The sequence below is a fragment of the Bacteroidota bacterium genome, assembly GCA_030017895.1.
GTDB lineage: Bacteria > Bacteroidota > Ignavibacteria > UBA10030 > BY39 > JASEGV01.
The window spans coordinates 1-23,711 of sequence record JASEGV010000023.1 but is presented as its reverse complement, the minus strand read 5'-3'; the positions used below and the strand labels follow the sequence as shown (position 1 = coordinate 23,711).

30 protein-coding genes are annotated in these 23,711 nt (G+C 37.7%); 13 read left to right on the top strand and 17 right to left on the bottom strand.

The features are described 5' to 3' along the window. Positions 1–253: 253 nt before the first annotated feature. The 11 genes from QME58_06055 to aspS all read right to left on the bottom strand — a co-directional run bounded on the left by QME58_06055 (position 254) and on the right by aspS (position 8,925). Positions 254–592: a hypothetical protein gene (locus QME58_06055; protein ID MDI6803394.1), complete on the bottom strand. Its 339-nt coding sequence runs from the start codon at positions 590–592 to the stop codon at positions 254–256. Positions 593–734: 142 nt separating this feature from the next. Beyond that, positions 735–1,952: an ABC transporter permease gene (locus QME58_06050; GenBank protein MDI6803393.1), complete on the bottom strand. Its 1,218-nt coding sequence runs from the start codon at positions 1,950–1,952 to the stop codon at positions 735–737. Beyond that, positions 1,942–2,883 carry an ATP-binding cassette domain-containing protein gene (locus QME58_06045; protein ID MDI6803392.1) on the bottom strand — a complete coding sequence of 314 codons (942 nt, stop codon included), beginning with the start codon at positions 2,881–2,883 and terminating at the stop codon, positions 1,942–1,944. Before QME58_06045 ends, QME58_06050 begins: the two co-directional genes overlap by 11 nt. Positions 2,884–3,241: 358 nt before the next feature. Next, on the bottom strand, positions 3,242–3,631 hold the full coding sequence (locus QME58_06040) for a Zn-ribbon domain-containing OB-fold protein (protein ID MDI6803391.1): 390 nt from the start codon (positions 3,629–3,631) through the stop codon (positions 3,242–3,244). Continuing rightward, positions 3,628–4,779, bottom strand: a complete 1,152-nt coding sequence (locus QME58_06035) for a thiolase domain-containing protein (protein MDI6803390.1) — start codon at positions 4,777–4,779, stop codon at positions 3,628–3,630. The genes QME58_06040 and QME58_06035 overlap by 4 nt, the downstream gene beginning before the upstream one ends. 47 nt (positions 4,780–4,826) lie before the next feature. Next, positions 4,827–5,078, bottom strand: coding sequence for a type II toxin-antitoxin system RelE/ParE family toxin (locus QME58_06030; protein ID MDI6803389.1), 252 nt, complete (start codon positions 5,076–5,078; stop codon positions 4,827–4,829). Next, entirely contained in the window at positions 5,078–5,275 is a 198-nt protein-coding gene (locus QME58_06025; GenBank protein MDI6803388.1) for a hypothetical protein, read from the bottom strand. The genes QME58_06030 and QME58_06025 overlap by 1 nt, the downstream gene beginning before the upstream one ends. 19 nt (positions 5,276–5,294) lie before the next feature. Further along, positions 5,295–6,341, bottom strand: coding sequence for a hydroxymethylglutaryl-CoA synthase (locus tag QME58_06020; GenBank protein ID MDI6803387.1), 1,047 nt, complete (start codon positions 6,339–6,341; stop codon positions 5,295–5,297). A 221-nt stretch (positions 6,342–6,562) separates the two neighbouring features. After that, the gene (locus QME58_06015; protein MDI6803386.1) at positions 6,563–6,907 is read right to left on the bottom strand and encodes a DUF5615 family PIN-like protein; all 345 of its coding nucleotides are present in this window, start codon (positions 6,905–6,907) and stop codon (positions 6,563–6,565) included. Beyond that, positions 6,904–7,128: a DUF433 domain-containing protein gene (locus tag QME58_06010; protein ID MDI6803385.1), complete on the bottom strand. Its 225-nt coding sequence runs from the start codon at positions 7,126–7,128 to the stop codon at positions 6,904–6,906. The genes QME58_06015 and QME58_06010 overlap by 4 nt, the downstream gene beginning before the upstream one ends. Before the next feature lie 33 nt (positions 7,129–7,161). Next, positions 7,162–8,925 carry an aspartate--tRNA ligase gene (gene aspS / locus QME58_06005; GenBank protein MDI6803384.1) on the bottom strand — a complete coding sequence of 588 codons (1,764 nt, stop codon included), beginning with the start codon at positions 8,923–8,925 and terminating at the stop codon, positions 7,162–7,164. Between the two features lie 352 nt (positions 8,926–9,277). Between aspS and deoC the strand changes: the two genes are divergently transcribed. The 3 genes from deoC to QME58_05990 are packed head-to-tail and all read left to right on the top strand — an operon-like array spanning position 9,278 to position 10,914. After that, on the top strand, positions 9,278–9,964 hold the full coding sequence (gene deoC / locus QME58_06000; GenBank protein ID MDI6803383.1) for a deoxyribose-phosphate aldolase: 687 nt from the start codon (positions 9,278–9,280) through the stop codon (positions 9,962–9,964). Positions 9,965–9,988: 24 nt separating this feature from the next. Beyond that, positions 9,989–10,396: an SPOR domain-containing protein gene (locus QME58_05995; protein MDI6803382.1), complete on the top strand. Its 408-nt coding sequence runs from the start codon at positions 9,989–9,991 to the stop codon at positions 10,394–10,396. Then, complete coding sequence (locus tag QME58_05990; GenBank protein ID MDI6803381.1) at positions 10,393–10,914, top strand: SPOR domain-containing protein; 522 nt, start codon at positions 10,393–10,395, stop codon at positions 10,912–10,914. The genes QME58_05995 and QME58_05990 overlap by 4 nt, the downstream gene beginning before the upstream one ends. A 2-nt stretch (positions 10,915–10,916) precedes the next feature. On the opposite strand, the gene QME58_05985 is transcribed toward QME58_05990, so the two are convergent. From QME58_05985 to tsaD, 4 genes are read right to left on the bottom strand one after another with little or no spacing between them, the layout of a single operon-like run. Beyond that, positions 10,917–12,599, bottom strand: a complete 1,683-nt coding sequence (locus QME58_05985) for an Ig-like domain-containing protein (protein ID MDI6803380.1) — start codon at positions 12,597–12,599, stop codon at positions 10,917–10,919. Continuing rightward, the gene (mltG, locus tag QME58_05980) at positions 12,599–13,633 is read right to left on the bottom strand and encodes an endolytic transglycosylase MltG (protein MDI6803379.1); all 1,035 of its coding nucleotides are present in this window, start codon (positions 13,631–13,633) and stop codon (positions 12,599–12,601) included. The genes QME58_05985 and mltG overlap by 1 nt, the downstream gene beginning before the upstream one ends. Continuing rightward, a complete protein-coding gene (locus QME58_05975) occupies positions 13,630–15,465 on the bottom strand; it encodes a hypothetical protein (protein MDI6803378.1) in 1,836 nt (611 codons plus the stop codon). Before QME58_05975 ends, mltG begins: the two co-directional genes overlap by 4 nt. Before the next feature lie 9 nt (positions 15,466–15,474). Then, positions 15,475–16,497, bottom strand: a complete 1,023-nt coding sequence (gene tsaD / locus QME58_05970; GenBank protein MDI6803377.1) for a tRNA (adenosine(37)-N6)-threonylcarbamoyltransferase complex transferase subunit TsaD — start codon at positions 16,495–16,497, stop codon at positions 15,475–15,477. 105 nt (positions 16,498–16,602) lie between these two features. Between tsaD and QME58_05965 the strand changes: the two genes are divergently transcribed. Both QME58_05965 and rpmB read left to right on the top strand, forming a co-directional pair. Next, positions 16,603–17,052, top strand: coding sequence for a hypothetical protein (locus QME58_05965; protein ID MDI6803376.1), 450 nt, complete (start codon positions 16,603–16,605; stop codon positions 17,050–17,052). Between the two features lie 80 nt (positions 17,053–17,132). Beyond that, a complete protein-coding gene (gene rpmB / locus QME58_05960; protein ID MDI6803375.1) occupies positions 17,133–17,324 on the top strand; it encodes a 50S ribosomal protein L28 in 192 nt (63 codons plus the stop codon). Between the two features lie 17 nt (positions 17,325–17,341). Here the strand turns inward: rpmB and QME58_05955 are convergent, their stop codons facing one another. After that, the gene (locus tag QME58_05955; GenBank protein MDI6803374.1) at positions 17,342–17,503 is read right to left on the bottom strand and encodes a hypothetical protein; all 162 of its coding nucleotides are present in this window, start codon (positions 17,501–17,503) and stop codon (positions 17,342–17,344) included. Between QME58_05955 and QME58_05950 the strand changes: the two genes are divergently transcribed. The 8 genes from QME58_05950 to QME58_05915 are packed head-to-tail and all read left to right on the top strand — an operon-like array spanning position 17,490 to position 23,129. Beyond that, the gene (locus tag QME58_05950; protein MDI6803373.1) at positions 17,490–18,056 is read left to right on the top strand and encodes a CDP-alcohol phosphatidyltransferase family protein; all 567 of its coding nucleotides are present in this window, start codon (positions 17,490–17,492) and stop codon (positions 18,054–18,056) included. The genes QME58_05955 and QME58_05950 overlap by 14 nt on opposite strands. Next, positions 18,043–18,504 carry a phosphatidylglycerophosphatase A gene (locus QME58_05945; GenBank protein ID MDI6803372.1) on the top strand — a complete coding sequence of 154 codons (462 nt, stop codon included), beginning with the start codon at positions 18,043–18,045 and terminating at the stop codon, positions 18,502–18,504. Before QME58_05950 ends, QME58_05945 begins: the two co-directional genes overlap by 14 nt. Continuing rightward, positions 18,501–19,754, top strand: a complete 1,254-nt coding sequence (locus tag QME58_05940) for a competence/damage-inducible protein A (protein ID MDI6803371.1) — start codon at positions 18,501–18,503, stop codon at positions 19,752–19,754. The genes QME58_05945 and QME58_05940 overlap by 4 nt, the downstream gene beginning before the upstream one ends. Further along, entirely contained in the window at positions 19,751–20,311 is a 561-nt protein-coding gene (gene thpR / locus QME58_05935; protein MDI6803370.1) for an RNA 2',3'-cyclic phosphodiesterase, read from the top strand. Before QME58_05940 ends, thpR begins: the two co-directional genes overlap by 4 nt. Positions 20,312–20,314: 3 nt before the next feature. Beyond that, on the top strand, positions 20,315–20,719 hold the full coding sequence (locus QME58_05930) for a response regulator (GenBank protein MDI6803369.1): 405 nt from the start codon (positions 20,315–20,317) through the stop codon (positions 20,717–20,719). Between the two features lie 12 nt (positions 20,720–20,731). Then, entirely contained in the window at positions 20,732–21,805 is a 1,074-nt protein-coding gene (recA, locus tag QME58_05925) for a recombinase RecA (protein MDI6803368.1), read from the top strand. Further along, on the top strand, positions 21,802–22,458 hold the full coding sequence (locus tag QME58_05920) for a RecX family transcriptional regulator (GenBank protein ID MDI6803367.1): 657 nt from the start codon (positions 21,802–21,804) through the stop codon (positions 22,456–22,458). The genes recA and QME58_05920 overlap by 4 nt, the downstream gene beginning before the upstream one ends. Beyond that, positions 22,455–23,129 (top strand): ribonuclease H-like domain-containing protein, encoded by a 675-nt coding sequence (locus QME58_05915; protein MDI6803366.1) that lies wholly within the window; start codon positions 22,455–22,457, stop codon positions 23,127–23,129. The genes QME58_05920 and QME58_05915 overlap by 4 nt, the downstream gene beginning before the upstream one ends. A 74-nt stretch (positions 23,130–23,203) precedes the next feature. Here the strand turns inward: QME58_05915 and QME58_05910 are convergent. Then, positions 23,204–23,711: T9SS type A sorting domain-containing protein (locus tag QME58_05910; protein MDI6803365.1), on the bottom strand; the 508-nt coding region annotated here is incomplete at its 5' end.

Below are 23,711 nucleotides of genomic sequence, written 5' to 3'. Positions count from 1 at the left end.
TGTTTAGTTATGAATTAGTTGTTAATTAAACAGGAATTAGAGTAAAAGGTAAATTTTATTTTATACTGTTTCCTTCAAATAATTTCTACAACCTTGCTATTCTCATCCAGCCAAATAGCGTGCTAACATCCAGTTCTAATTTATACTTAAAAAGAGAAAAAGGCAAATATTCCACACATGATTAATCTTCCGTGTAATCTTCCGAAGGTTTGTTCTGAATATTCCCTGTCAACCTTTGGGAAGTTTTCTTGGTTTAGGTTGATCGATTTATTTTAGTATTCTTTTTCCCCAACACAAATGCAACAAAAATTCCGATCACCATTCCGGACCCAACACCTAACGGCATATTATCGAGTAACAATCCACCGAGGGGTATTCCTGATAAAACACCAATAGCTACCCAATGGATTGAAAGTCGTTTTGACACTGAAAAATTATATCCGTCTATTAGCAAAATTATACCGGCAAATAAAATACTGGAAACGCCTATAAACTCCCCGGTATGTCTGAATTCATCAGCCACCGTGATAAAGCCGATTACTGCGATAACGATTAATGATACACCTGATATTTTAGAAATAGAATTACTCATCAGTGGAATAATTTTTTATTTATGGATTACGATATACACTCTGTCAACTTATGGATTACGGATACACCTTTCCGCTTCTTACTGGATTGTCGCTTTGAACAACTTGTTATATCTTATTGTAACATCTATCAAAATTGTTTTATTAATATTTTCTTGATTCTTTAAACCATCTGGATATTTCTTTCCAGGATGGTTCCTTGCCGTACATTAAAATAGAAAGTGAGAAAATTTTTCCGGCTGCTTTCCGTAAATACCAGATGGATATAATTAGTAAGACTAAAGAGAGTAATATCTCTATAAATGGTACGTCTGTTAAAACTAATCTTGCTGACAGAACCGGCGAAGAAGTGAGAGGAAACAATGATAATATTTTCATAGCCATCGAATCAGGATTTCCGATAGCGAAGAATGCAATCGTAACAGGTACGACTGGCACCATCATTAAAGAACTTCTTGCTGAAGTATTCGGGTCGTTAATTGTGGCAGCTATCGCCGAAAAAAAAGTGTTCCATAAAAGAAAACCACTGATTGATAGAATAAACAATTTAACTATTAATAATGGATTGGTAATTGAAAATGGTATATACCATCCGCTGCCAAACATCGATGAAACTATAATAAACACAACTGTGCTTAAAGCGCTTGTTACCAGCAAAACGAGCGACAGCAATGATAAACCTAAAATCTTTCCATCTATCCAAGTTTTTGGACTAATTGCAGATGCTATTACTTCAGTTATTCTAAGTTGTTTCTCCCCGGTTATAGCCACAAACTGATAAGACAACCCAAAAAATATTCCAAGCAGCATTAATCCAATAAATATTCCTGCTGATATCTTCTCGCCGGCACTACTTCTTTCTCTTTTGGTTTCAGTGTAGTTCATTTTTATTTGAGCTTGCTGAAAAATATTTTTTAACTGCTCCGGAGAAATATTCGATTGCTTAAGTTTGATTTGTTGCCGTGCCGAAGTAAGTACTTCCTGCAATTCTCCTAACCATGCGGGTTCTTTATTTACTGTCAGTTCAATATTATCAATATCATTTAATATTAGTATTCCACTTATTTCTTTTTCAGCCAATAACTTTTTCTGCTTATCTATCTCAGTAAATTCTTTTTTTATTAGTTTGATTTTACTTTCATTACTTAACTTGATGGGAAGAAGGTCGCTGTTGATAATGACTAATTCAACTTTATCATCACTGAATTTTTCTATGAGAGCTTTTCCGCCAAAAATTAAAAGACTAATAAAGGCACTAATCAACAGTGTGATGACCTGATCTTTTAATTTGAACCATCTGTTGAATTCCCATTTAGCAACTTCATAAACCAATTTTATATTTTTATCATTTCTATTGTTCATCGTTATCTCCTTTCACCTTATCAATAAAAATGTCGTGTAACGATATGTGTTCTGTTTTCACAGAAGTAATTTTATAGTTCGAAGCGGCTTTGTTAAGCAGTCCAGATAATGATTTGTTTTGCTTTAAGTATATTTTTATTTCAGTCTCATTCATCAATTCAACTTTTTCCACAGCATCGTCATTTTGAAGCAATGATAAATCCGGTATGCTCTCAACATTTATTATTATTTTTTCTCCGGTAGAAAAGTCTTTCTTTATTTCATCAACGGTTCCATAAGCAATTTTTTTTCCTTTATTTATTAGTAAAACTCTGTCCGCAATTCGTTCAACCAAGTGCATTTGGTGTGCACTCAAAAGTATTGTAGTTCCTTTGTCTCTCAACTCTTTGATTATCTTTAAAAATGCTTCTTGATTGATCGGATCATAACCGGCAAAAGGTTCGTCTAACACAGCAAACAATGGTTTGTGAAGTACAGACGAAATAAACTGAACTTTCTGTTGATTGCCTTTGGAAAGAGTACTTAGTTTATCATTTTTTCTATCTAGCAATTCTAGTTTTTCGAGCCATTCTTCAGATGATTCCCGAGCTTTAATTTTGTGCATCCCTCTAATTATACCCATAAATTCTAAAGTCTTAATGATTGGAATTTCTTGATATAATCCACGTTCTTCGGGTAAATAACCAAGTTCAGAAGCAAGAGGAATCTGGGAACTTTTATTTCCGTGTAAGTAAAATTCAATTATTCCTTCATCGGGTTTAATTATGTCCATCAGCAACCGAACTGTAGTAGTTTTTCCGGCACCATTTGGACCAAGCAAAGCGAAAATTTCTCCCCTATTGATACTGAAGGAAAGATTATATACTGCGGTAATTTTTCCAAATTGTTTTAGTATTGAATCTACCTTCAGGATACAGCCCAATATTTCCATTAAACTCCTTTTCTAATGAGATAAATTTTATTGCGATATAACGGACTGGAACTAACCTGCGTGCAAACGTTCCAGCGGGTTGTGACTGTTTATTAAAACGCCGATAACTATTTCTATCGTATGGTGTGTGTTCGTTACTCAACACTCAAAACTCAGGCGTTTTGGCGGTTTGTGTGTTAGATGATAAACCTCCCAAAAATTCTTCCACTAATCTTCGGGAGGTTTTGCTTTAGGGTGGTTCTAAAAATCCAAAAGAATATTGAAGTCAATTTCCACTTCGTTATTCGACATTCGGTGTTCTGAGCCGGAGGCTCATCCGCTTCTGGCGGAATTATTCATTATTAGAACTACCCTTTAGTTAAACCAATACAGCTTTATACCCATAGCACAGTATCCCTGCTTTGCCGTCTTCCTGAATTTTACGGAATACAATTTTCACCTTCTGTCCGATTTCAAGCTTGTCAACATCAACATCTGCAATTTGAGTCGTGAGTTTCACTCCATCTTTCAACTCTACGATTCCGACAGCAAACGGAGTTTGTTTTGAAAATTTATCCGATGCGACCCTCACGATTGTAAACGTGAGTATTTTACCTTCGTCGCTTAACCGAAGAGTTTCAAAATCTTTTGTCTTGCATTTCGGACAAACAAGCCGGAGCGGGAATGCTATGAAACCGCACTTCTTGCATTTCCCTGCCTCAAGCCGGTAACGCTGAGGGATTTCGCGATGATATCTTGCTGTAATCATTTGACCTCCAAAATATGTATTACACTGCTTGCACCCGAACCGCCCATATTCTGAGCCATTCCTATCCGGGCATTTTTTACTTGCCTACTGCCTGCTTTGCCGTTAAGTTGTTCGTACAACTCAATAATCTGGGCAATACCGGTAGCGCCAACGGGATGACCTTTCGATTTCAATCCGCCGCTCGTGTTAATCGGAATTTTCCCGCTCTCGATCGAAGTCAATCCATTTAAAACAGCTTCGCCGCCTTTGCCTTTTTCGAAAAATCCTAAATCCTCCGAAACAACAATCTCGGCAATCGTGAAGCAATCGTGAACTTCACACAGGTTCAAATCCATTGGTTTAATGCCAGCCATACGGTATGCTTTCTCGGCAGATTTAACGACTGAATTTAGTGTCGTAAGACTTTCGCGACTGTGAAGCGCGATTGTGTCGGAAGCTTGTGCTGAAGCAATAACACGAACTAAATTTTTGTTTAATTTTTTTGCAACATCCATTGAGGCAACAATTACTGCCGCACCACCATCCGTAACCGGCGAACAATCCAACAAACGAAGCGGGTCGGAAACCATTGTAGATTTCATTACCTGTTCAGCAGTAACTTCGAAGCCGAATTGTGCATTCTTATTCTTGGAACCGTTGCGGTGATTTTTAACCGCGACTGCTGCGAGTTGTTCGCGTGTTGTTCCATACTGATGCATGTGTGCTTTAGCAATCATAGCATATAAACCGGGGAAAGTTATTCCTTGATAAACTTCGTACTCCTGATCTGCCGCAGTGGCTAAAACTTCGGTAACATCGGCTCCGTCGTTCATCTTTTCAACTCCGCCGGCAAGAACTATCTCGCTCGCACCTGAAGCAACTTCTAAATATGCTTGTCGAAATGCCGCACCGCCCGACGCGCAAGCCGATTCGACTCGGGTTGCGGGGACAGGATTCATTCCTAAATAGTCAGCCAGAATTGCACCTAAATGTTCCTGACCGACGAACAATCCCGACGACATCGCACCGACATAAATCGAGTCGAGGTGGTCAACTCCTGAATCTTCAATTGCTTTTAATGAAGCTTCGACGAAAATATCTTTAATCGATTTATCCCAAAGCTCGCCGAACTTAGTCATGCCAGCTCCGATTACTACTACGTCTCTCATAATTGATTCTCCTTTTTATTTCCTTTTACTTTTTATGGAAAAACTTTTTAGATATCTTTTCTGTGAACTATCCGTGCGAATTGAACTACATCGCCTTCTACAAATAGACCGATACGATAATCTCCTATTCTGATCCTGAATGCTGTTTTATATCCTCTAAGTTTTTTGATATTTGATATCTCATTTAGAGAATGGGCCTGTTGGATTGAAGTGATTGCTTTACGAACTGCTATCTTTGTAGAAACATCCACCAATCTATCCAAATCCCGACTGAATTTCTCAAGGAATTCGATTTCCATTAGGATTTCAATTTTCTCATGATTGTCTCGCGACTAACTTTTTTATTTCTATCTGCTTCCCTCATTAGTATTGAGAGTCCTAAATCTTCGATCTCCTCTTCGGATAATACTTTTGTGGGTATAGATAATTTTTTAAGCAAAGTGGAAACAAACGTCATCTCAGAATCATTTTTTGGAGATATAACAATTGATTTCATATAGTTCACTGTTTATTATTTATTCGTTTAATTTAATTTTGTGGCGGAATTTTGCATACTCGCCGTAGTTTAAATAAATCTGGTTGTTTAGCAGCATATCGCGCAACTTCACACCTAAGTTCTGAATTTTTGGCAACTCCTCTGTGGCACGGAAAATAAATCCATCGCTTCCGGCGCCCGAACCAAACGATACCATAAAAATCGAATCACCCGGTTTTGCAACATCGAGTATCGCAGCCAAACCGGTTGGTGACGAGCCAGAATAAGTATTACCCATCCAAGGGACAATCCATCCAACCTCAAGCTGCTCTTTTGTAAACCCTAACCGTTTGCCAACTTCTTGCGGAAACTTCCCATTCGGCATGTGGAAGACCGCATACTTGAAATCCTTGGGCGACATTTTGGATTTTTCCAGTAACGCATTTGCCGCACCCATTATGTGTTTGAAATAAGCGGGATCGCCTGTGAATCTTCCGGCGTGACGCGGATAGAACTCGCCCTCTCTTCTCCAAAAATCAGGCGTATCGGATGTGTATGAATGAGTGAAAAGAATTTCAGCGGCTATTTTTTCTTTTCCCATAATGAACGCTGCCCCGCCCGCCGAAGCCGAGTATTCGAGAGCATCGCCGGGCGCACCTTGAGATGTATCGGCGCCAATACCCATCGCGTATTTCATTTCACCCGACTTAACAAGACTGTAAGCGACATACATTGCTTCCGAGCCGGCTTTACAAGCAAACTCGTAGCTTGCAACGTGCACGTGCGGACCGATTCCGAGTGCATCAATTAAAGTTGCGCCGCTTGGTTTTACCGCATATGGATGCGACTCCGAGCCGATGTAAACAGCCCCGATATCTTGAGGATTGATGTTCGCCCGCTTGACTGCATCGCGTGCTGCTGCAACTGAAATTGTTATTGTGTCCTCATCTTGTCCAGGGACAGTTTTTTCGTTTAATAATAAGCCACGTTTAATCGCTTCGGGGTCCGAACCCCACTGCTTTGCGATTACTTCAGCTTTTATTCGATACCTTGGAAGGTATGAACCGTAACCTACAATTCCGACCATAAGAATTCCTTTATTAGATTTTATATTTTGGATTTATGAATTATGATTATAAAATTTTACACCAATACCAAGTTTGAAAAAATTATATTTCTGAATTTCCCGACGTGTCTTTTGTTCTATAATGGCATCAAAAGTTCATCGGTCACTACTCAACTATTTTTATATGCAACTCTTTTAACATTCTGAGTAAATTTATTACAAGTTAAATTAATTCGATGTACTTATTCTGAAATATCTCGAATTTCTACGATCTTTTCACTCTCTTTTAGTAACTTTAGTGTATCGGGAAATGTTTTTTTTAGTATTTCTCGCATTCTCAGATCAGATGTATTTCCGCAGCGTATCCAAATAACTTGAGGCGGAGCACCAAACCTTTTTTGAAGCTTCAGAAAATCAATATCTTTTGTCATTACAATTGCTGAGAGTTCAAGTGCTTTTTTAAAAATAGTTTCGTCCGAAGAATCTCGCAAACCGATATCACGGACTGGAATTACTTTCAATAAAAATTCTTTTTCAATCCAAGCAGCAAGCTTCGGAGAAAGTTGTGCATCAAGGATTATAGTCACGCTGCTACTACCGGATGATCTATATTCTGAGAAGCATACTGTAAGCATGCATGAATATCTTCAATCTCGAGGTCTGGCAACTCATCTAAAACTTGTTGTGCACTTAGCCCAGAGGCAAGTAAATCTAGAACATCGGATACCCGGATTCGCATCCCTCTTATGCAGGGTCGCCCGCCGCATTGTTCCGGATTTATTGTTATTTTTTTTAGTATGTTTTCCATTGATTTATCCTAATTATTTTACTTGATTCTTTTTCATACAATCTTTATATGCAACTCTTTTAATTGTGCTTCGTCAACTTCCGATGGCGAATCGTCCATCAAAGATGTTGCGCTTGTAGTTTTTGGAAATGCGATTACATCACGGATCGATTTCTGTCCTGTCAGAAGCATTGCAATTCTATCGAAGCCGAAAGCAATACCGCCGTGTGGAGGAGCGCCGTATTTGAATGCATCGAGTAAAAAACCGAATTTCTTTTGGGCTTCTTCAGCACCTATACCAAGCAAACTGAACATCTTTCTTTGTAACTCTTGTTCAAATATTCGAATGCTGCCGCCGGCTATTTCGCTGCCGTTTAATACCAAATCGTATGCACGGGCACGAACATTTTTCGTCTCGGTATCGAGCAACGACAAGTCTTCAATTTTCGGAGATGTGAAGGGATGATGAACAGCAACAAAACGATTCTCTTCGGGAACGAATTCTAACAACGGAAAGTCGGTAACCCAAAGTAATTCAAATTTGTTATCATCCATCAATTTCAGACGATTAGCCATTTCCAACCTTAGTGAACCTAAAATATTGTAAGCTTTCGACCACTCATCGGATATCAATAAAATCAAGTCTCCGATTTGTGCATTCATTTTTGTTCGGATGGTCTCCAAAACCTTTTTACCCAAAAATTTTTCTACGGGTGTTTCGATACCGTTTTCAGTTACACGCATCCACACTAAACCGCCCGCTCCCATTTTTTTCACAAACTCAGTAAGGTTGTCGAGTTGGCTTCGTGAATAGGTGGTACAATTCGGAGCGGTAAAACCTGAAACAACTCCACCCTTTTTAATCGTTTCGCTGAATACTTTAAAATCAATGTTGGATAAAATATCATTCAAATTTGTAAATGTTAAATCGAAACGGGTGTCGGGTTTGTCAGAACCGTATTTTTCGATTGCATCTTTATACGTAAGTTTTGTGAAAGGAGTTTTGATATCAATTCCTTTAATCTCTTTGAACAACCTGACCATAAAACCTTCGACCATCGTGAAGATATCCTGTTCATCCACAAACGACATCTCAACATCTATCTGTGTGAACTCAGGTTGTCGATCTGCACGCAAATCTTCATCTCGGAAACATTTCACAATTTGGAAATAGCGGTCGAAGCCGGCAACCATCAAAATTTGTTTATAAGTTTGAGGCGATTGCGGGAGTGCATAAAATTTTCCGGGATGAACGCGGCTCGGCACAAGATAATCGCGTGCGCCTTCGGGTGTACTCTTCATCAAAATCGGAGTTTCAATTTCAACGAAATTTAATTCGTCAAAATAACGCCGAGTAGTTTGATACATTTTATGGCGAGTAAGCAGACTTTGTTGAAGCGGCGTTCGGCGCAAATCAAGATAGCGATACTTTAAGCGTGTTTCTTCGTTTACGTCAATCTCATCTTTAATTTCAAAGGGAGGCGTCTCTGCTTTATTCAAAATTGTTAACTCTTCAGCCACAACTTCAATTTCACCTGTGGCAACTTGTTTATTATTCATACCGACGGGGCGACTTTCAACTCGCCCGGTAACCGAGATTACAAATTCGTTTCGCAGTGTTTCAGCTAATTCATAAAGTTCTTGGTTTTGGAGTGGATTAAAAACAACTTGGGTAATGCCGTAACGGTCGCGCATGTAAATAAAAATAATTCCACCCAAGTTACGCCGGCTGTCAACCCATCCGTTCAATATAATCTTTTCGCCTGAATTATCTAATCTGAGTTCTCCGCACGTATGTGTTCTTTTTTTGTAGTTCATTAAAAGTTATTTTCGAATATTATTGATGAAAAATGACTGTGGCAATATAGTAAACGAGTCTGTTTTTTCCAAAAATTGTAATTTTCTAAATTTTTCATATATTTATTACAAATATTTAATAAATTTGAGACCAAACAAAATGAACAATTCTGAAATCGAACGCATTATTAAACTTGTTTTGAATGACTATCCAACCGAAACACAAGCGAAAAAATCTTCCGGATCAACGTGTAAAGATGGTGTCTGCACTGATGGTTTGTGTGTTATACATAATAAAGCGGGTGTAAAAAATATTGTCAGCGAAGGGGCAAGCCGGATATCGGCAAGCATCGGCGTTGAAGCTGCCGGTGGAATTGATACCGAACTCGGACGAATGATAGACCATACCCTTCTAAAACCCGAAGCCACAGTCCAACAGGTCAAAGAGCTTTGTGCAGAAGCAGCGAAATATACTTTTGCAAGTGTTTGCATAAATCCTTCTTACGTTAGTTTGTGTTCGCAATTATTAAAAGATACACCTGTAAAAGTTTGCACTGTAATCGGCTTTCCGTTAGGTGCAACTTCAACTCAAGCTAAAGCATTTGAAACAGAGCAGACAATTCGTGATGGTGCAACAGAAGTTGATATGGTTATCAACATCGGGATGCTCAAATCAAAAGAGTACGATTATGTTGAAAACGACATTTTCGCAGTTGTAAGCACAGCGAAACGTCATCGTGTTTTAACCAAAGTAATTATCGAAAGTGCTTTATTGACAGATGAGGAAAAAATAAAAGCGTGTTTGTTAGCAAAACGTTCGGGCGCTGATTTTGTAAAAACATCGACAGGGTTTGCAAAAGGTGGTGCAACCGCCGGCGATATTGCTTTGATGCGCAAAGTAGTAGGCAGTGCTATGGGTGTTAAAGCATCGGGCGGTGTGCGAACACGTGAAGATGCAATCGAGATGGTTGAAAGCGGCGCCGACAGAATCGGTGCAAGCGCCAGCGTAAAAATTGTAATAGGCGAAACCGATACAACTAAATCAACCGGAATGTATTAATAAAATTAAAGAAGGAGAAATTCGATGAGGAGTTTACATCTTGTAGTATTTGGATTATGTATTTATATTTTAGCGGGATGTGGTTCAACAAAAGAAACTTCAGATATGAAAGAGCCGAGTCGTGTAATAACTGAAGAACTTCCTCCGCCCCCGCCCGAAAATCCTGAAAAAGTAGTTGTCGAAAATTTTTCTATTCAAATTGGTGCATTTGAAAAAGAAGAAAATGCACTTCAATTTGCTTACAATGCAAAAAATCTTTTCAAAGAAGAAATTTACAATATTTACGATTCAGCAAAACGGATTTATCGTGTGATGGTCGGAAACTTCTGGAGTAAAGAAGCTGCAACTGAATTCCACGACCAATTTGTTAAAAAATTCCCTGACTACAACAACGCTTGGGTGATTGATGTAAACAATGAAGTAACCCGATGAGAATAAAATTTTTTATATTCTTTTTATCGTTTTGGTTTTGGGGATGTGCTGCACTCTTTAAAAGCGAGTCGGCTAAAACTCCCGAAGCAGAACAGAAAGATTTTTTAGATAAATATGAAAAAACTTTTAATCCTGCCGATTACGATGATGATGTTGAGAAAGAAGAAAATGAAAACGAGACGAAAAATTTCGTTGGTACAAAAAGGGGAGAAACTGATAAAGTTGAACCGGAAATTATATCCGGATTCAGAATACAAATATTAATGACCTCGGAAATTGATGAAGCGAATGCAATGAAAAACCAGATATCTCCACTCCTGCAGTACGATTGGGTTTATATGATTCACGAGGCACCCTACTATAAAATCAGAGCAGGTGATTTTCCATACCGAGCATCAGCAAATCATTTATTAAAATTTCTAATCGACTCAGGATATAAAAATGCGTGGGTAGTGCCTGATAAGGTATATAAATCGCCTCCTCCAAAACCGAAAGAACCTGTTTTCGAAACAGAATAAGATTAAAATTTTATATTCACCCCTTCGATGGGCCATCGCGCCCTGACCTTAATAGTATCAGTATAAATTCCTAATATTTCAGAATAGTGATGCGGAAATATTTTACCCGAGTCGTATTTACCGTTATTATTTTCATCTACAAACGCCTGAATAGTATATTGCCCTTCGGGTAAATTTGAGAATTCAAAAGTCTGAACTTGGTTTACTTTCAGAGAAACCGGTACGACTGTAAAATTATTAATATTAACTAAATGGAGAACAACCCGGCGATAAAGAGAGTCAGGTGAATCTACTGAAACGCTGCCGCGGATTAATCCTAATTTTTTTGAATCGACAGTGGTGAATTTAATAACTACAACACTATCCCGAATAGAGTTACCCGCTGCATCGTATATCGAATCCATAACCATTTTTATTGAATACTCGACTTTACTTTGTAACGGTACAGAAGGTTTGAAAATCAAGTTAGCATCAGATTGCCAGAAAAATTTGCCATCGACTTTTACTTTCCCCGAATCAATAAATTGAAAACTATTCTCAAAAGCATTTCTGTTTATAGCTTCACTAAAAAACAAAGATACTTCTTGTGAATACGGAACATCTGTAGAATTCTTCGATATGTTGATAAATACCAAAATTGGTTTTGTAGTATCTGGTTGAGTCTTGCCCTGAAAATAAACAAAATTATTTTTCGTTAAAATAATATTTCCCGCAGTATCAAGAACGTTGTATGCCGTCAATTTATATATCTGTGAATCCTGAATAGAAGTGTTCAATACAATTATATTTAGTTGTTGACTTATCAAAGAAATTGAATTTATATTCAACCGATTATTCGTAACAGTATCTATTATTTCAAACGAGATTGAGTTAATAGCAGAAGTATCCAGTGCCTCACTGAATTTTGCTACTACATTATTTCTATCAATCGCGTTTACATTTACGATAAACGGTGAAGTAGTATCCTCGACAGCCAACCGGAATCTAAGATCCGAGACTGCGGGATTTTCAGGTGTCAGATTTATATCGGAATTCGCACAGCTAAAGCGATCTATCTGCGGATCATACAGCAAATTGTTATACTCATCTTTGATTGCAAAGAGGCGGTAAGTTCCGTAGGATAAATTTTTCAGGATAAACGAGCCGTCGTTTCCTGTTTGAGTAAGATAATCGGGTTTTACATTTTGTGGATTCAGAGTATCCGGGTTGCGGTTATCAAGTTTATAGGCGAATAATGTAATACCTTCAGATTTTTTATCAAAAATTTTTCCTGATATTGTTGCAGTGTCGATTTCACTCCCCGTCGAAAATGCGAAGCCAAAAGCATGTTCCATACGGTTGCCATTCTTGTCTTTCACATCCGTTCCCATTGAAAATACGTAGGTTGTACTATCGCGTAATTTCTCAGTGAACAGTATATCTAATTCCTTACCACTCCATTCAAATTCCAGCAATCCCAAATCAGGTGAAATAAAAACTGCTTCCTGAACTGTGCGTTGCTCAACATACTCGCTGAATTTTAAAGAGATTAGATTGCTTTTAAAAAACAATGAGTTCTCTTCCGGAATTGTTTCAATGACTTGAGGTGGCGTTGAATCGGGCGGACCTCCCGAAGGGTAAAACTGACCAGCACAATTCAAACACAATACTGATATTCCAGATATAATAATTCTATGGATGTTCATTAATTTAACCCAGCTTCCTTATTTTGTTGCCTTGCTGTTTTGTTTTTTCTGAACTGAGATACTGCCCTCTGATGTTCCGAATAAGTTCTGGTGAATGTATGTCCTTCAAAACCGGTTGCTACAAAAAAAATATATTTGTGCTTTGCAGGATATAATGCGGCAAGAATTGATGCCTTACCCGGATTATTAATCGGTCCTGGTGGTAAACCAAAATACCGGTATGTATTATATGGAGATTCGATTTTTAAATCACTATACCTTAATCTTCTTGGACCATCTTCTATAACATATTGTATTGTTGGGTCGGCTTGTAAAAATATCCGCTTACGCAATCTGTTGTAATAAACTCCAGCAATTGTTGCACGTTCGGAATCGAGATCCGTTTCAACTTCGACGATAGAAGCCATAGTTATGATTTCGTTGTTGGAAAGTCCAAGTATTTTAGCGCGTTGTTGAAAGGTGTCGTTGTAAACTTTCCAGAACTGCTCAACCATCCTTTCGATTATTTCTTCTTCATCGGCTTGCCAGTAGAACTGATAAGTATCGGGCATTAAGTATCCTTCTAACGATTCTCCATCGGCGCCTAATTTTTTTGCAAAGCTTTCATCAAACACAAATTCCACAAATTTAGCTGAATCAATTCCGAGCTGTTGTGTATATATTTTTGCCTGCTGCGTTGCTTTCAATCCCTCGCGTATCGTAACACTCACTCGTAACGCTGATTTCCCGGATTTTAAATCGTCCAATATTTCTAAATTCGTCATCCTACTTATGAAAAGATATTTTCCAATTTTAATATCTTTTTCAGCGCTAATAATTTTGCCGGCGATTTCAAACAAGGTTCTATTTTTTATGACATTATTCGCTTTGAGGCTTTCAGCCACCTGCCCGAAGGTCATACCTTTTGAAACTTTAATAACTATTTCACCCTCGAAATAATTAGGTGCGAAGAAGGTAAAATAAATTAAACCTGAAAATAATATCACAACAATAGCGAGTAGTAAAACAATTAATTTTGTTAATTTATTTTTCATTTGTTTATTTGTGATGAAATAAAATCCATCGACCGATTCGCTTGATTATGTTCGGGATTTAAATTAAGGGCATTTTGAAAACTTTTTGTCGCCTTTTCAAGATTATTGATTGAGAGAAATGCTTTCCCCATAAGATAATGCGACCAATCTAAATTTGGGAACATACGGATTGACTGTTCCAGTAGATAACCCGCCTGCTGAGTTTTTCCAGAATTTAACAAATATTCTGCTTCCTCATTCATACGGACGATATTTTGTGAGACGAACATTGCGTATCGAGGATCATATTTAAAGACCTCCATAACTTCAGGAAATCTTTCGTCAGTTTGATAAATGGGTGTTTGATTACCTAGGTGGAACCAATTTCGAAGCACAGCTAAATGAGTCGAGTTTTTAGAATCTATAAAATTTTTCAAGCCATCAAAACTACCTATGTTTTGAATCATCTCAGGCGATATCAAACCAACCATATCCACTATTTTTCTATCCGAATAAAACGCTATTGCCCCAACGTCATGAGTAGCAACCACTGCAGCCTGAGGTAAATTATTCTTCAGCCATTTTGCCGTCGTAACTTGTCTGTCGTTTATGTATTTACAATCTAACGCATATTGTTTATATATCTCAGCTGTCGATATACCAAACTGAGTTAAGAAAATCAACAACAGAGCAGCCACTGGTAGGAATAACCTTTTTTTATTCTTAAACAAAAATACCCTGCTATATAATAAGTTAATTGTAACTACAACCCCTTGAAGACCAATTACAATTACAAATGGCAATACGGGCATTAAATATCGCCCATTCTGATATAGAAATGGTAGATAGATTGCGAACGCCACCGACAGACCTATACTCCATAAAATATATACAATAAATTTATCTTTTCTACGCAATGCAATATTTAAGAGAACAGTTATCAAACCAATTCCAACAAAAACTGCAAATGGAAAGAGATGTTTGCTTGTTAAAAATTCCAAGAGTTGTTGAAAATAATTTTGACCGCCGCCGGAATAATATTTAATCTTCGCAGTAAAAGTATTTGGGAAGATTGTTCCCGATAAATATAAATTAAGGACAAGGTATAAAACTGCAATCGCACTAAAAATAATAGCTGATTTCTGTAACCATTTATCGCCTTCCAAAATTGGTTTATTCTTTTTTATTTTATCTGCCTTTATCCAAAACTTGTTGTACAAAATATCAAAGATGATTGCAATTATAAGTATTAACGCTTCGGGACGAGTCCATAAGAATAAACCGAAACAAATCCCTAACGGTACACCTCTGTTAGATTTATAAAAGTATAATGTTAGTATGATTAGAAAAATCGCAAAAGTAGTTTCCATACCCGATAAAGAAATCCACACTAATCGTGGTTCAAGAAAAAGCATGAGCGAACCGGCGATTGCAATTAAGATCGAATTATCAAACTCTTTTCGGAGTAAAAAGAAAAAAGTAATAAACGATGCAACTGAGAAAATAATGCCGAAAAAGTAACTTAATAAAAATTCGTTTTTAGTGAAGAAAAAACCTACCGATAATAAAATTGTGTACAGGGGAGCAGTTGAACCAGCTGTAGAAAGCTCGTTTTTGTAATATGAAAAGCTTCCATACTCGTTCAAGTTTTTTGCAAATTGAAGATGAATCCATGGATCGTCCAAAGTAAATCCGAAAAATCCGTTTTGTTTGTAGCTACCACTCAATATTAAAACTAACATAGCAATCGCTGCGGCACTTATCAAAATCAGTAAAATGCGAACTTTATTTTCCTGAATCGAAAAATTTATGGGCACTGGACTGTTGTTTGTTTTGGGTGTTAGTTTTACCATACTGGTTTTTCAAGTCATGCTTAAATTTGCTACAGCACTAATTTCATAATTGGAAGTAATCCCTCTTTTAAAAAGCATCCAACCCACAACTGCCACCATAGCGCCGTTGTCGGTACAGTACTCTAAATCGGGGATAAAAACTTTTACACCACTTTTGTTACCGGCTACGATTAATCTTTTTCGTAATTCAGAGTTAGCCGAAACCCCGCCCGATACAGTTAAATGTTTCACTTTATATTTTTCGACCGCTCTCATAGTTTTTTCAACTAACACATCAACAACTGCAGCTTGGAAACTGGCGCACAAATCGGAAAGCAACTGGGCGTCTAACTTTTTCGAATTCTCGTTTATCGGATAATATCCTCTATTTTTCAACCAATACAACACCGAAGTTTTAATTCCGCTGAAACTGAATTCAAAACTATCTTCACTTAAATACGAGCGCGGAAATTTAACAAAATTATTATTTCCACTTTGAGCAAGTTTATCGAGCTGCGGCCCTCCTGGGAAACCAAGCCCTAACATCTTTGCAACTTTATCGTAAGCTTCGCCTGCCGCATCGTCGAGAGTTTCACCCAATAATTCGTGATTGAACGGTTCTCTAACAAATACCAGTTGTGTGTGCCCGCCCGAAACAATCAAACATATAAAAGGATATTCAGGTTTTTCTTTCCCTAAAAAGTTTGAGTATAGATGTGCCTGCATGTGATTTACTCCAACAAACGGAATCTTGAGACCGTAAGCAAACGCTTTTGCAAAATTTAAACCGACGAGCAGCGCTCCGATCAAACCCGGACCGTAAGTAACTGCCACACCATCAATCTGAGTTTGGTTTATGCCGGCATTGATGATTGCTTTTTCAACCACAGGAATAATAAGTTTTTGATGTGCCCTCGAAGCTAACTCGGGCACAACGCCTCCATATTTTTGATGTATAATTTGAGATGAAATGATATTCGATTTCACCTCACCATCATTCAACACTGAAGCAGAAGTTTCGTCACACGATGTTTCAATTCCTAGTACTATCATAGTTATGATAATAAATAAAATTTTTAAGAGACTTGCAACCGTTGTAGAATTTTTCTATTTTTCTACTATTAAAATTATGTTAAATAAAAATATAGTACTATAAATATGAAAAAATTGATTTTAATCGCTCTGTTACTTGTTGCTGCTTTCGCATTTTCACAGGAAAGAGGATTCGGTATAGGATTAATGTTGGGCGAACCAACCGGCATAAGTTTAAAAACCTGGACTTCCCCGACTAATGCAATTGATGCGGGTCTGGCTTGGTCGTTTTATAAAAATCCTGCATTACACATGCACGCCGATTATCTTTGGCACGACTTCGATTTAATAAAGACGAAAGAACGCATTCCTGTTTATTATGGTGTTGGCGGCAGAATTCGGCTTGGAAATAAGGATAACGGGCGGATTGGAGTCCGTGGTGTTTTTGGAATTGGCTTCTTATTAAAACAAGCGCCGATTGATTTTTTTATTGAACTTGCACCAATACTCGACCTTATCCCCGGAACAACACTAAATATGAATGGTGGAATTGGGGCAAGATATTTTTTTGAATAATTTTTTTTTGCATCTTTCTATCTTTTTAGCTATATTGACGCACGAAATTTTAGAGCTTAGATTAATAGAAAGAAAAATTTATGTCAAAAGTATGTGAAATATGCGGAAAAAGACCGCTTAGCGGCAATAATATAAGTCATGCCCATAACCGCACTCGTCGGCGTTGGTTGCCCAACTTAAAACAGGTACACGCAAGTGTGAATGGAAAACCTGCACGCGTAAAAGTATGTACCACCTGTATAAAACAAGGTAAAGTTACAAAAGCTGCATAGGTTTTAAAACTATGGTTTTATAAAAAGCCCAACCAACGAGTTGGGCTTTTTTGTTTTACTTGCATAAATCCAAATTTTTCTTTAAATATACCTATGGCTAACAATGTTACAATTACATTACCGAACTCGCTCACCTTTCTAAGAATTATCCTCACACCAATTTTTTTGGTCCTGTTCATTTCTGATTCCTTATTCTACAAACAAATTTCATTAGCCTTGTTCATTATAGCAGCACTTACCGATTGGTACGACGGGTGGGCTGCTCGCAAATGGGGTAACATCAGCCGCTTCGGTATATTTATGGACCCACTTGCCGATAAAATTTTATCTTCCACAGCTCTTATTGCATTTGCTTATTTGAATTTAATCGATGCCTGGATGGTTGCAATAATTGTTTTTCGTGATCTTCTGATTACCGTCTTACGTTCAATCGCTGAATTGAGAGACCAGCCAATTGTTACTACATATTTAGCAAAAGCTAAAACTACTATGCAATACGTAGTCATTTATTATATATTAGTTCTCTATGTAATCAGAACGATTCCGTTACTACAAATTAAACATCCAACATTATACAGCCTGATCGACAACCTACTTCATCCGCAAGTACTTTTCGGTATGATGATACTCGTTACTATTTTAACGGTGTGGACAGGCGTTTCGTATTTCCATTACAATCGAAAATTCATCCAATCGCTATATAAAAAAAATACTTCTGATGCAATCGAATAAAAAAATTCCCTTCGCAGCCCGTATCATCGCGACCGGACTTTTTACCGGCTACTTTCCTATCGCCCCCGGTACGGCGGGTTCAGCTCTCGGTTTGGCAATTTTCTTTATTAGCGGTGTCGGCAGTACTTATTTTTTTATACCATTAATTATTTTAACTTTTTTTATAGGGGTTATCACTTCTTCAATTTTAGAAAAATCGTTAGGCAGCGACCCATCGGTTGTTGTAATAGATGAAATTGTAGGAATGTGGATTTCGCTCCTATTTTTACCTTCTAATTTAATAATAATGATTTCTGCATTTGTGTTATTCAGGATTTTCGATATCATCAAACCATTCCCCTGTCGAAGAGCCGAAAAATTAAAACTCGGCTGGGGCATTATGTTAGACGATGTTTTTGCAGGAATCTATGCTAATCTGCTTTTACAAATCGCTGTTTTGGTAATATGAACGCATCAATAATTTCCATAGGCGATGAGTTATTGATTGGTCAAGTGATTAACACCAACGCATCTTATATTGCAGAGCAATTAAACAAGTTTGGAATTTCTGTACGAAACATAATAACGATTGGCGATAACCAAACCGACATTATTTCTACTTTTGAGAAATATTTTTCCGAGAACGATTTAGTATTAGTAACGGGGGGACTCGGTCCCACACACGACGATATTACAAAAAAAACTGTTTGTAAATTTTTTAACACACATCTTGTAGTCGATGATAAAGTAAAAGAAAACATAAAACGAATTTTAGAACTTCGAAATTTAAAATGGAATTCCGCTGCCGATGAGCAAACACTTGTTCCGGAAGGTTGTAAAATTATTCAAAACAACTATGGCACTGCCGCAGGTTTCCTTTTTGAACGCAATCAAAAATACTTTATTGTTACGCCGGGTGTCCCTTACGAAATGAAAGGTATGATGAGCGATTATCTGCTTCCTTTTCTACAATCTCTTAATATCGGGAAACAAATTTTACATCGCACATTAAAAACTACAGGTATAACTGAAGCATCTTTAGCCGAGCTGATAGGCGATGTTGACGACCTTCTCGGCAATACTGAAAACCTGCAATCGACTTTAGCGTTCCTCCCTGCCCCGACAGGTGTTAGGTTGCGAATTTCAATTACAGGCACGAATAGTTCTTCCATCGAAACAAAAATAGTTGATATTGAAAACAATATTCGGAAAAAAGCTGGTAAATATATTTACGGAATTGAAGATGAAGAATTAGAAGAAGTAATCGTAAAACTTTTAGCAGAAAAAGATTTAACTATTTCGGTTGCGGAATCCTGCACAGGCGGTTTAATCGCAAATCGGATTACTAATGTTTCGGGAAGTTCAAAATATTTTGAACGAGGGGTTGTAGCTTACAGCAATAATTCAAAAACTGAGTTACTCGGTGTCCCCAAAGAACTGATAATCAAACACGGCGCAGTGAGCGAAGAAGTAGCGAAAGCGATGGCGGATGGGGTTCGGAAGATTTCAAAAACAGATATTGGAATTTCAACAACAGGAATAGCCGGACCGACCGGCGGAAATGCCGAAAAACCTGTCGGTTTAGTGTGGATCGGATACTCTGATAAGAACGAAACATTCGCACAAAAATTTCATTTTGGCGATATCAGATTGATTACAAAAATTCGAGCATCACAAACCGCTATGGAAATTGTTAGAAATAAAATTTTAACTTTATGAGACTTTTTATAGCTATCGATACACCCGTTTCAGTAAAAGCCCAAGTGACTGAAATTCAGGCAGAATTAAAAAAATCGCAAGCTGATGTAAAATGGGAAACTGCCGATAAATTTCACATCACTCTAAAATTTTTGAATGAGACGAAAGACGAATTGGTTCCTGCAATCAACGGCATCCTCGAAACAGTTGGAAAAAAATTCCAGCAGTTTCAGATTGAATACGATGATATCGGATGCTTCCCTAATTGGAATCAACCACGGGTGATATGGATTGGTGCTAATGAAACATCCGGAACACTGTTGAAACTAAAACGCTCGTTAGATATCGAACTTGAAAAATTAGGTTTTGAAACTGAAGACCGAAAATTCCACCCACATATTACATTAGGTCGCGTAAGAAGTCAGCACAATATTAAAAACTTGACTGTTATTATGGAAAGTCTTAAATTCAAATCAGAAATAACGACGTGCCGGGAGATACTATTGATGCGAAGTATCTTAAAACCTTCCGGATCAGAATATTCGACACTGACAGCAGTGAACTTTCAAAACGCTTGATTTATGAAAACAAAATTTTCGAAAAAGAAACATGAAACATTATTTCTTATAGACGATGAGGATATTTGGCTCGAAACAATGCAAACTGTTTTAGACGGCGAATCGTACAACGTGATAACAGCCGACAGCGGAACAAAAGCCCTCGACAAGTTGTCAAAAATAAAACCTGATTTAATTTTAAGCGATGTTAGAATGCCTGTAATGAACGGCTTCGAACTTTTCGATAAAATTAAAAACAACCCAAAGTTGAATACAATACCCTTTGTATTTATGTCGTCGCTTGATGATTACGATGCGAGGCGTGTTGCAAAATCCCTCGGAGCAACAGATTATGTTACAAAACCGTTCGATACAGAAGAGATCAAACGGGTAGTCTTAGATTTACTACAAAAATATAAAAACCGTTAAAGTGGAGATATTATGGCAGAAGATGTAAGTAAAGAATCGCGTTCACAAGCTTTAAAAATTGCAATAGAACAAATCGAAAAACAACACGGCAAGGGTGCTGTGATGCGTCTCGGTGATCGGCCGGCAGTAAAAGTTGAATCAATCCCTACCGGGTCGATATCGCTCGACCATGCTTTAGGTATCGGCGGGATACCGCGGGGTAGAGTTACCGAAATATACGGTCCGGAATCTTCCGGTAAAACTACTTTGTGTCTTCACATACTTGCCGAAGCACAAAAACGGGGCGGCATTGCAGCGTTCATTGATACAGAACATGCATTAGATGTAGCTTATGCAAAACGTTTAGGTGTTGATGTAAATAATCTGTTGCTTTCGCAACCTGAATTCGGCGAGCAAGCTCTGGAAATAGTTGAAACTCTGGTCCGCAGCGGTTCAATAGATGTTATTGTGATCGACTCAGTTGCAGCGCTAACACCGCGAGCTGAAATCGAAGGCGAAATGGGTGACCCGACGATGGGTGTTCAAGCTCGGCTTATGTCGCAAGCGCTTCGTAAATTAGCTGCGGCAATAAACAAATCGAAAACGTCAGTAATTTTTACTAACCAACTTCGGCAAAAAATCGGAGTAATGTTTGGTAACCCCGAAACAACTACCGGCGGTAACGCACTTAAATTTTACGCCTCAATAAGATTGGATGTTCGGCGAATCGAAGCAATTAAAGATGGCACTACGGTAATCGGCAACCGGACACGTGTTAAAGTCGTAAAAAATAAAATGGCGCCTCCCTTCCGCGAAGCTTCCTTCGATATTTTATACAACGAAGGCATCTCGAAATTAGGCGATTTAATTGACCTTGCAATCGAGCAGAACGTAATCCAGAAAAGCGGATCTTGGTTTTCGTATAAAGAGGATAGAATTGGACAAGGCAGGGATGCGGTAAAAAAATTACTTCTCGAAAACGAAAAACTTAACAAAGAAATCGACCAGATTTTACGAAGTAAATTAAACTTGAACGGTGGATCTCCCAGCGAAACTGAACGGACAGCAGTCGCAACATCCAAATCTGAAATTAAAAAAACTAAATGATAATAAGCAATATATCGCAAGCTAAAAATAAACCTAAATTTGTTGTACTCTTAACAGATACGAATATTAAATACACTATTTATAAAGATGTTATTAAAAAATGCGGGTTAAGAAAGGGCGACTCGATTACCGAGGGTAAGCTGAACGAAATTTTATTTTTAGATGAATTCCACAGAGGGAAAGATACTGCCTTACGATATTTCAGTTACCGGCAAAGAAGCGAGTACGAACTTCGCAAAAAACTCGATAGCAAAAAATTCAAACCGAAAGTGGTCGATTCTGTAATTTCAAATTTAAAGGGCATCGGTTTAATTAACGACCGCGAGTTCGCCGAAAGCTTTACCCGTTACACATTAAAGGGAAAAGCTATCGGAAGGAATTTATTAAAACAGCGGCTTCTTGATAAAAAGATACCTAAAGATATCGTTCTTCAAATTATCAATAAATCGTACAGCAACATAAATGAAAAAGAATCGGCTCTTGAAACAGCAAAAAAACAGTTAAAAAAATACCGCACCACAAAATTAAAATCCGACGATAAACAAAATTATATTCGGCTTTCAAGTTTTTTATCGCGTCGCGGTTTTTCGTGGGAGATTATTTCGAATGTTATGAAGCAAGTTTTTAAAAAAGACGAATTGCCCGAAGAATGAAACGAGTTGTTTTTGATATCGAAACCCTAGCCTTCCCGTTTGATAATTTTGATGAGGTTCAACAAGAGTATCTATTAAAATTTGCCGACACCGAAGAGAAACGTGAACAAGCTCTATTGCAGTTAAATCTTTATGCCCCCACTGCCCGCATTATAGCAATCGGGATGTTCAATCCTGATACCAATCAAGGAAAAGTTTTATACCAATCGGATGTGAAAGAAGAATACACAAGCGATGATGGTAAAGTAGGATTTGTATCGGGAGATGAGAAAGAAATTCTCGAATGGTTCTGGACTGCCATCAAGCACTACGACCAGTTTATAACATTTAATGGCAGGACTTTCGACTGTCCGTTTGTGATGCTTCGATCAGCGATATTAGGAGTTGTTCCGTCAAGAAACTTAGTGCCTTACCGATACGATGCTAAAATTCATTGCGACTTGTTAGACCAGCTTTCGTTTTACGCCGCTGTTAAAAAATTCAATTTAGATTTTTACTGCAAAGCTTTCGGAATTAAAAGTCCGAAAAGCGAAGGAATCACAGGATTAGATTTAGGCGACCTCTTCAGAGCTGGGAGATACAGAGACATTGCCAACTATTGCATCGGAGATGTAATAGCCACAGGTGAACTTTTCAATTTGTGGAATAAATTTTTAAACATTAAGGATTGAAAATAAATAGAGCCGACTTCCCACGCTGAGAAACCGGCTCTGTAAGTCGAAATGGCATTTCGACATACAAGATACTACCGCATTAAAATCATCTTCTTTACAGATGTAAATGAGCCAACAGTTAGTTTGTAGAAGTACACGCCGCTTGGCAAATCACCGGCATCAAAGTTTACAGTTTTTAACCCTGCTGATTGATATTCGTTTACTAAGATTTTTACCTCTCGCCCAAGAATATCGTGCACAAGTAATTTTACATTATTGGGCTCAGCAATACTATAATTTATCACAGTGTTTGGATTAAAGGGATTTGGATAATTTTCATTTAGTGAATAGGAATGCTTTGATTTTTCTGAATTCATATCACCACTTGTAGTTAGTGATATAATCCCATTTTTAATTTTTGGAATTACCAGATTTCCCGAAGTTTCTACATTGTATATCTGTGGCTTCCCTAAACCTCCTTCCGGCATAAATGAAACTGAATAAGTCAAAGCATTTTCCGGATTAATATCCCAACTTATATTTATCGGATATTGTGCATCCTTAATAACTATCGGCATTCTTTTTATTTTCTGATTCGGT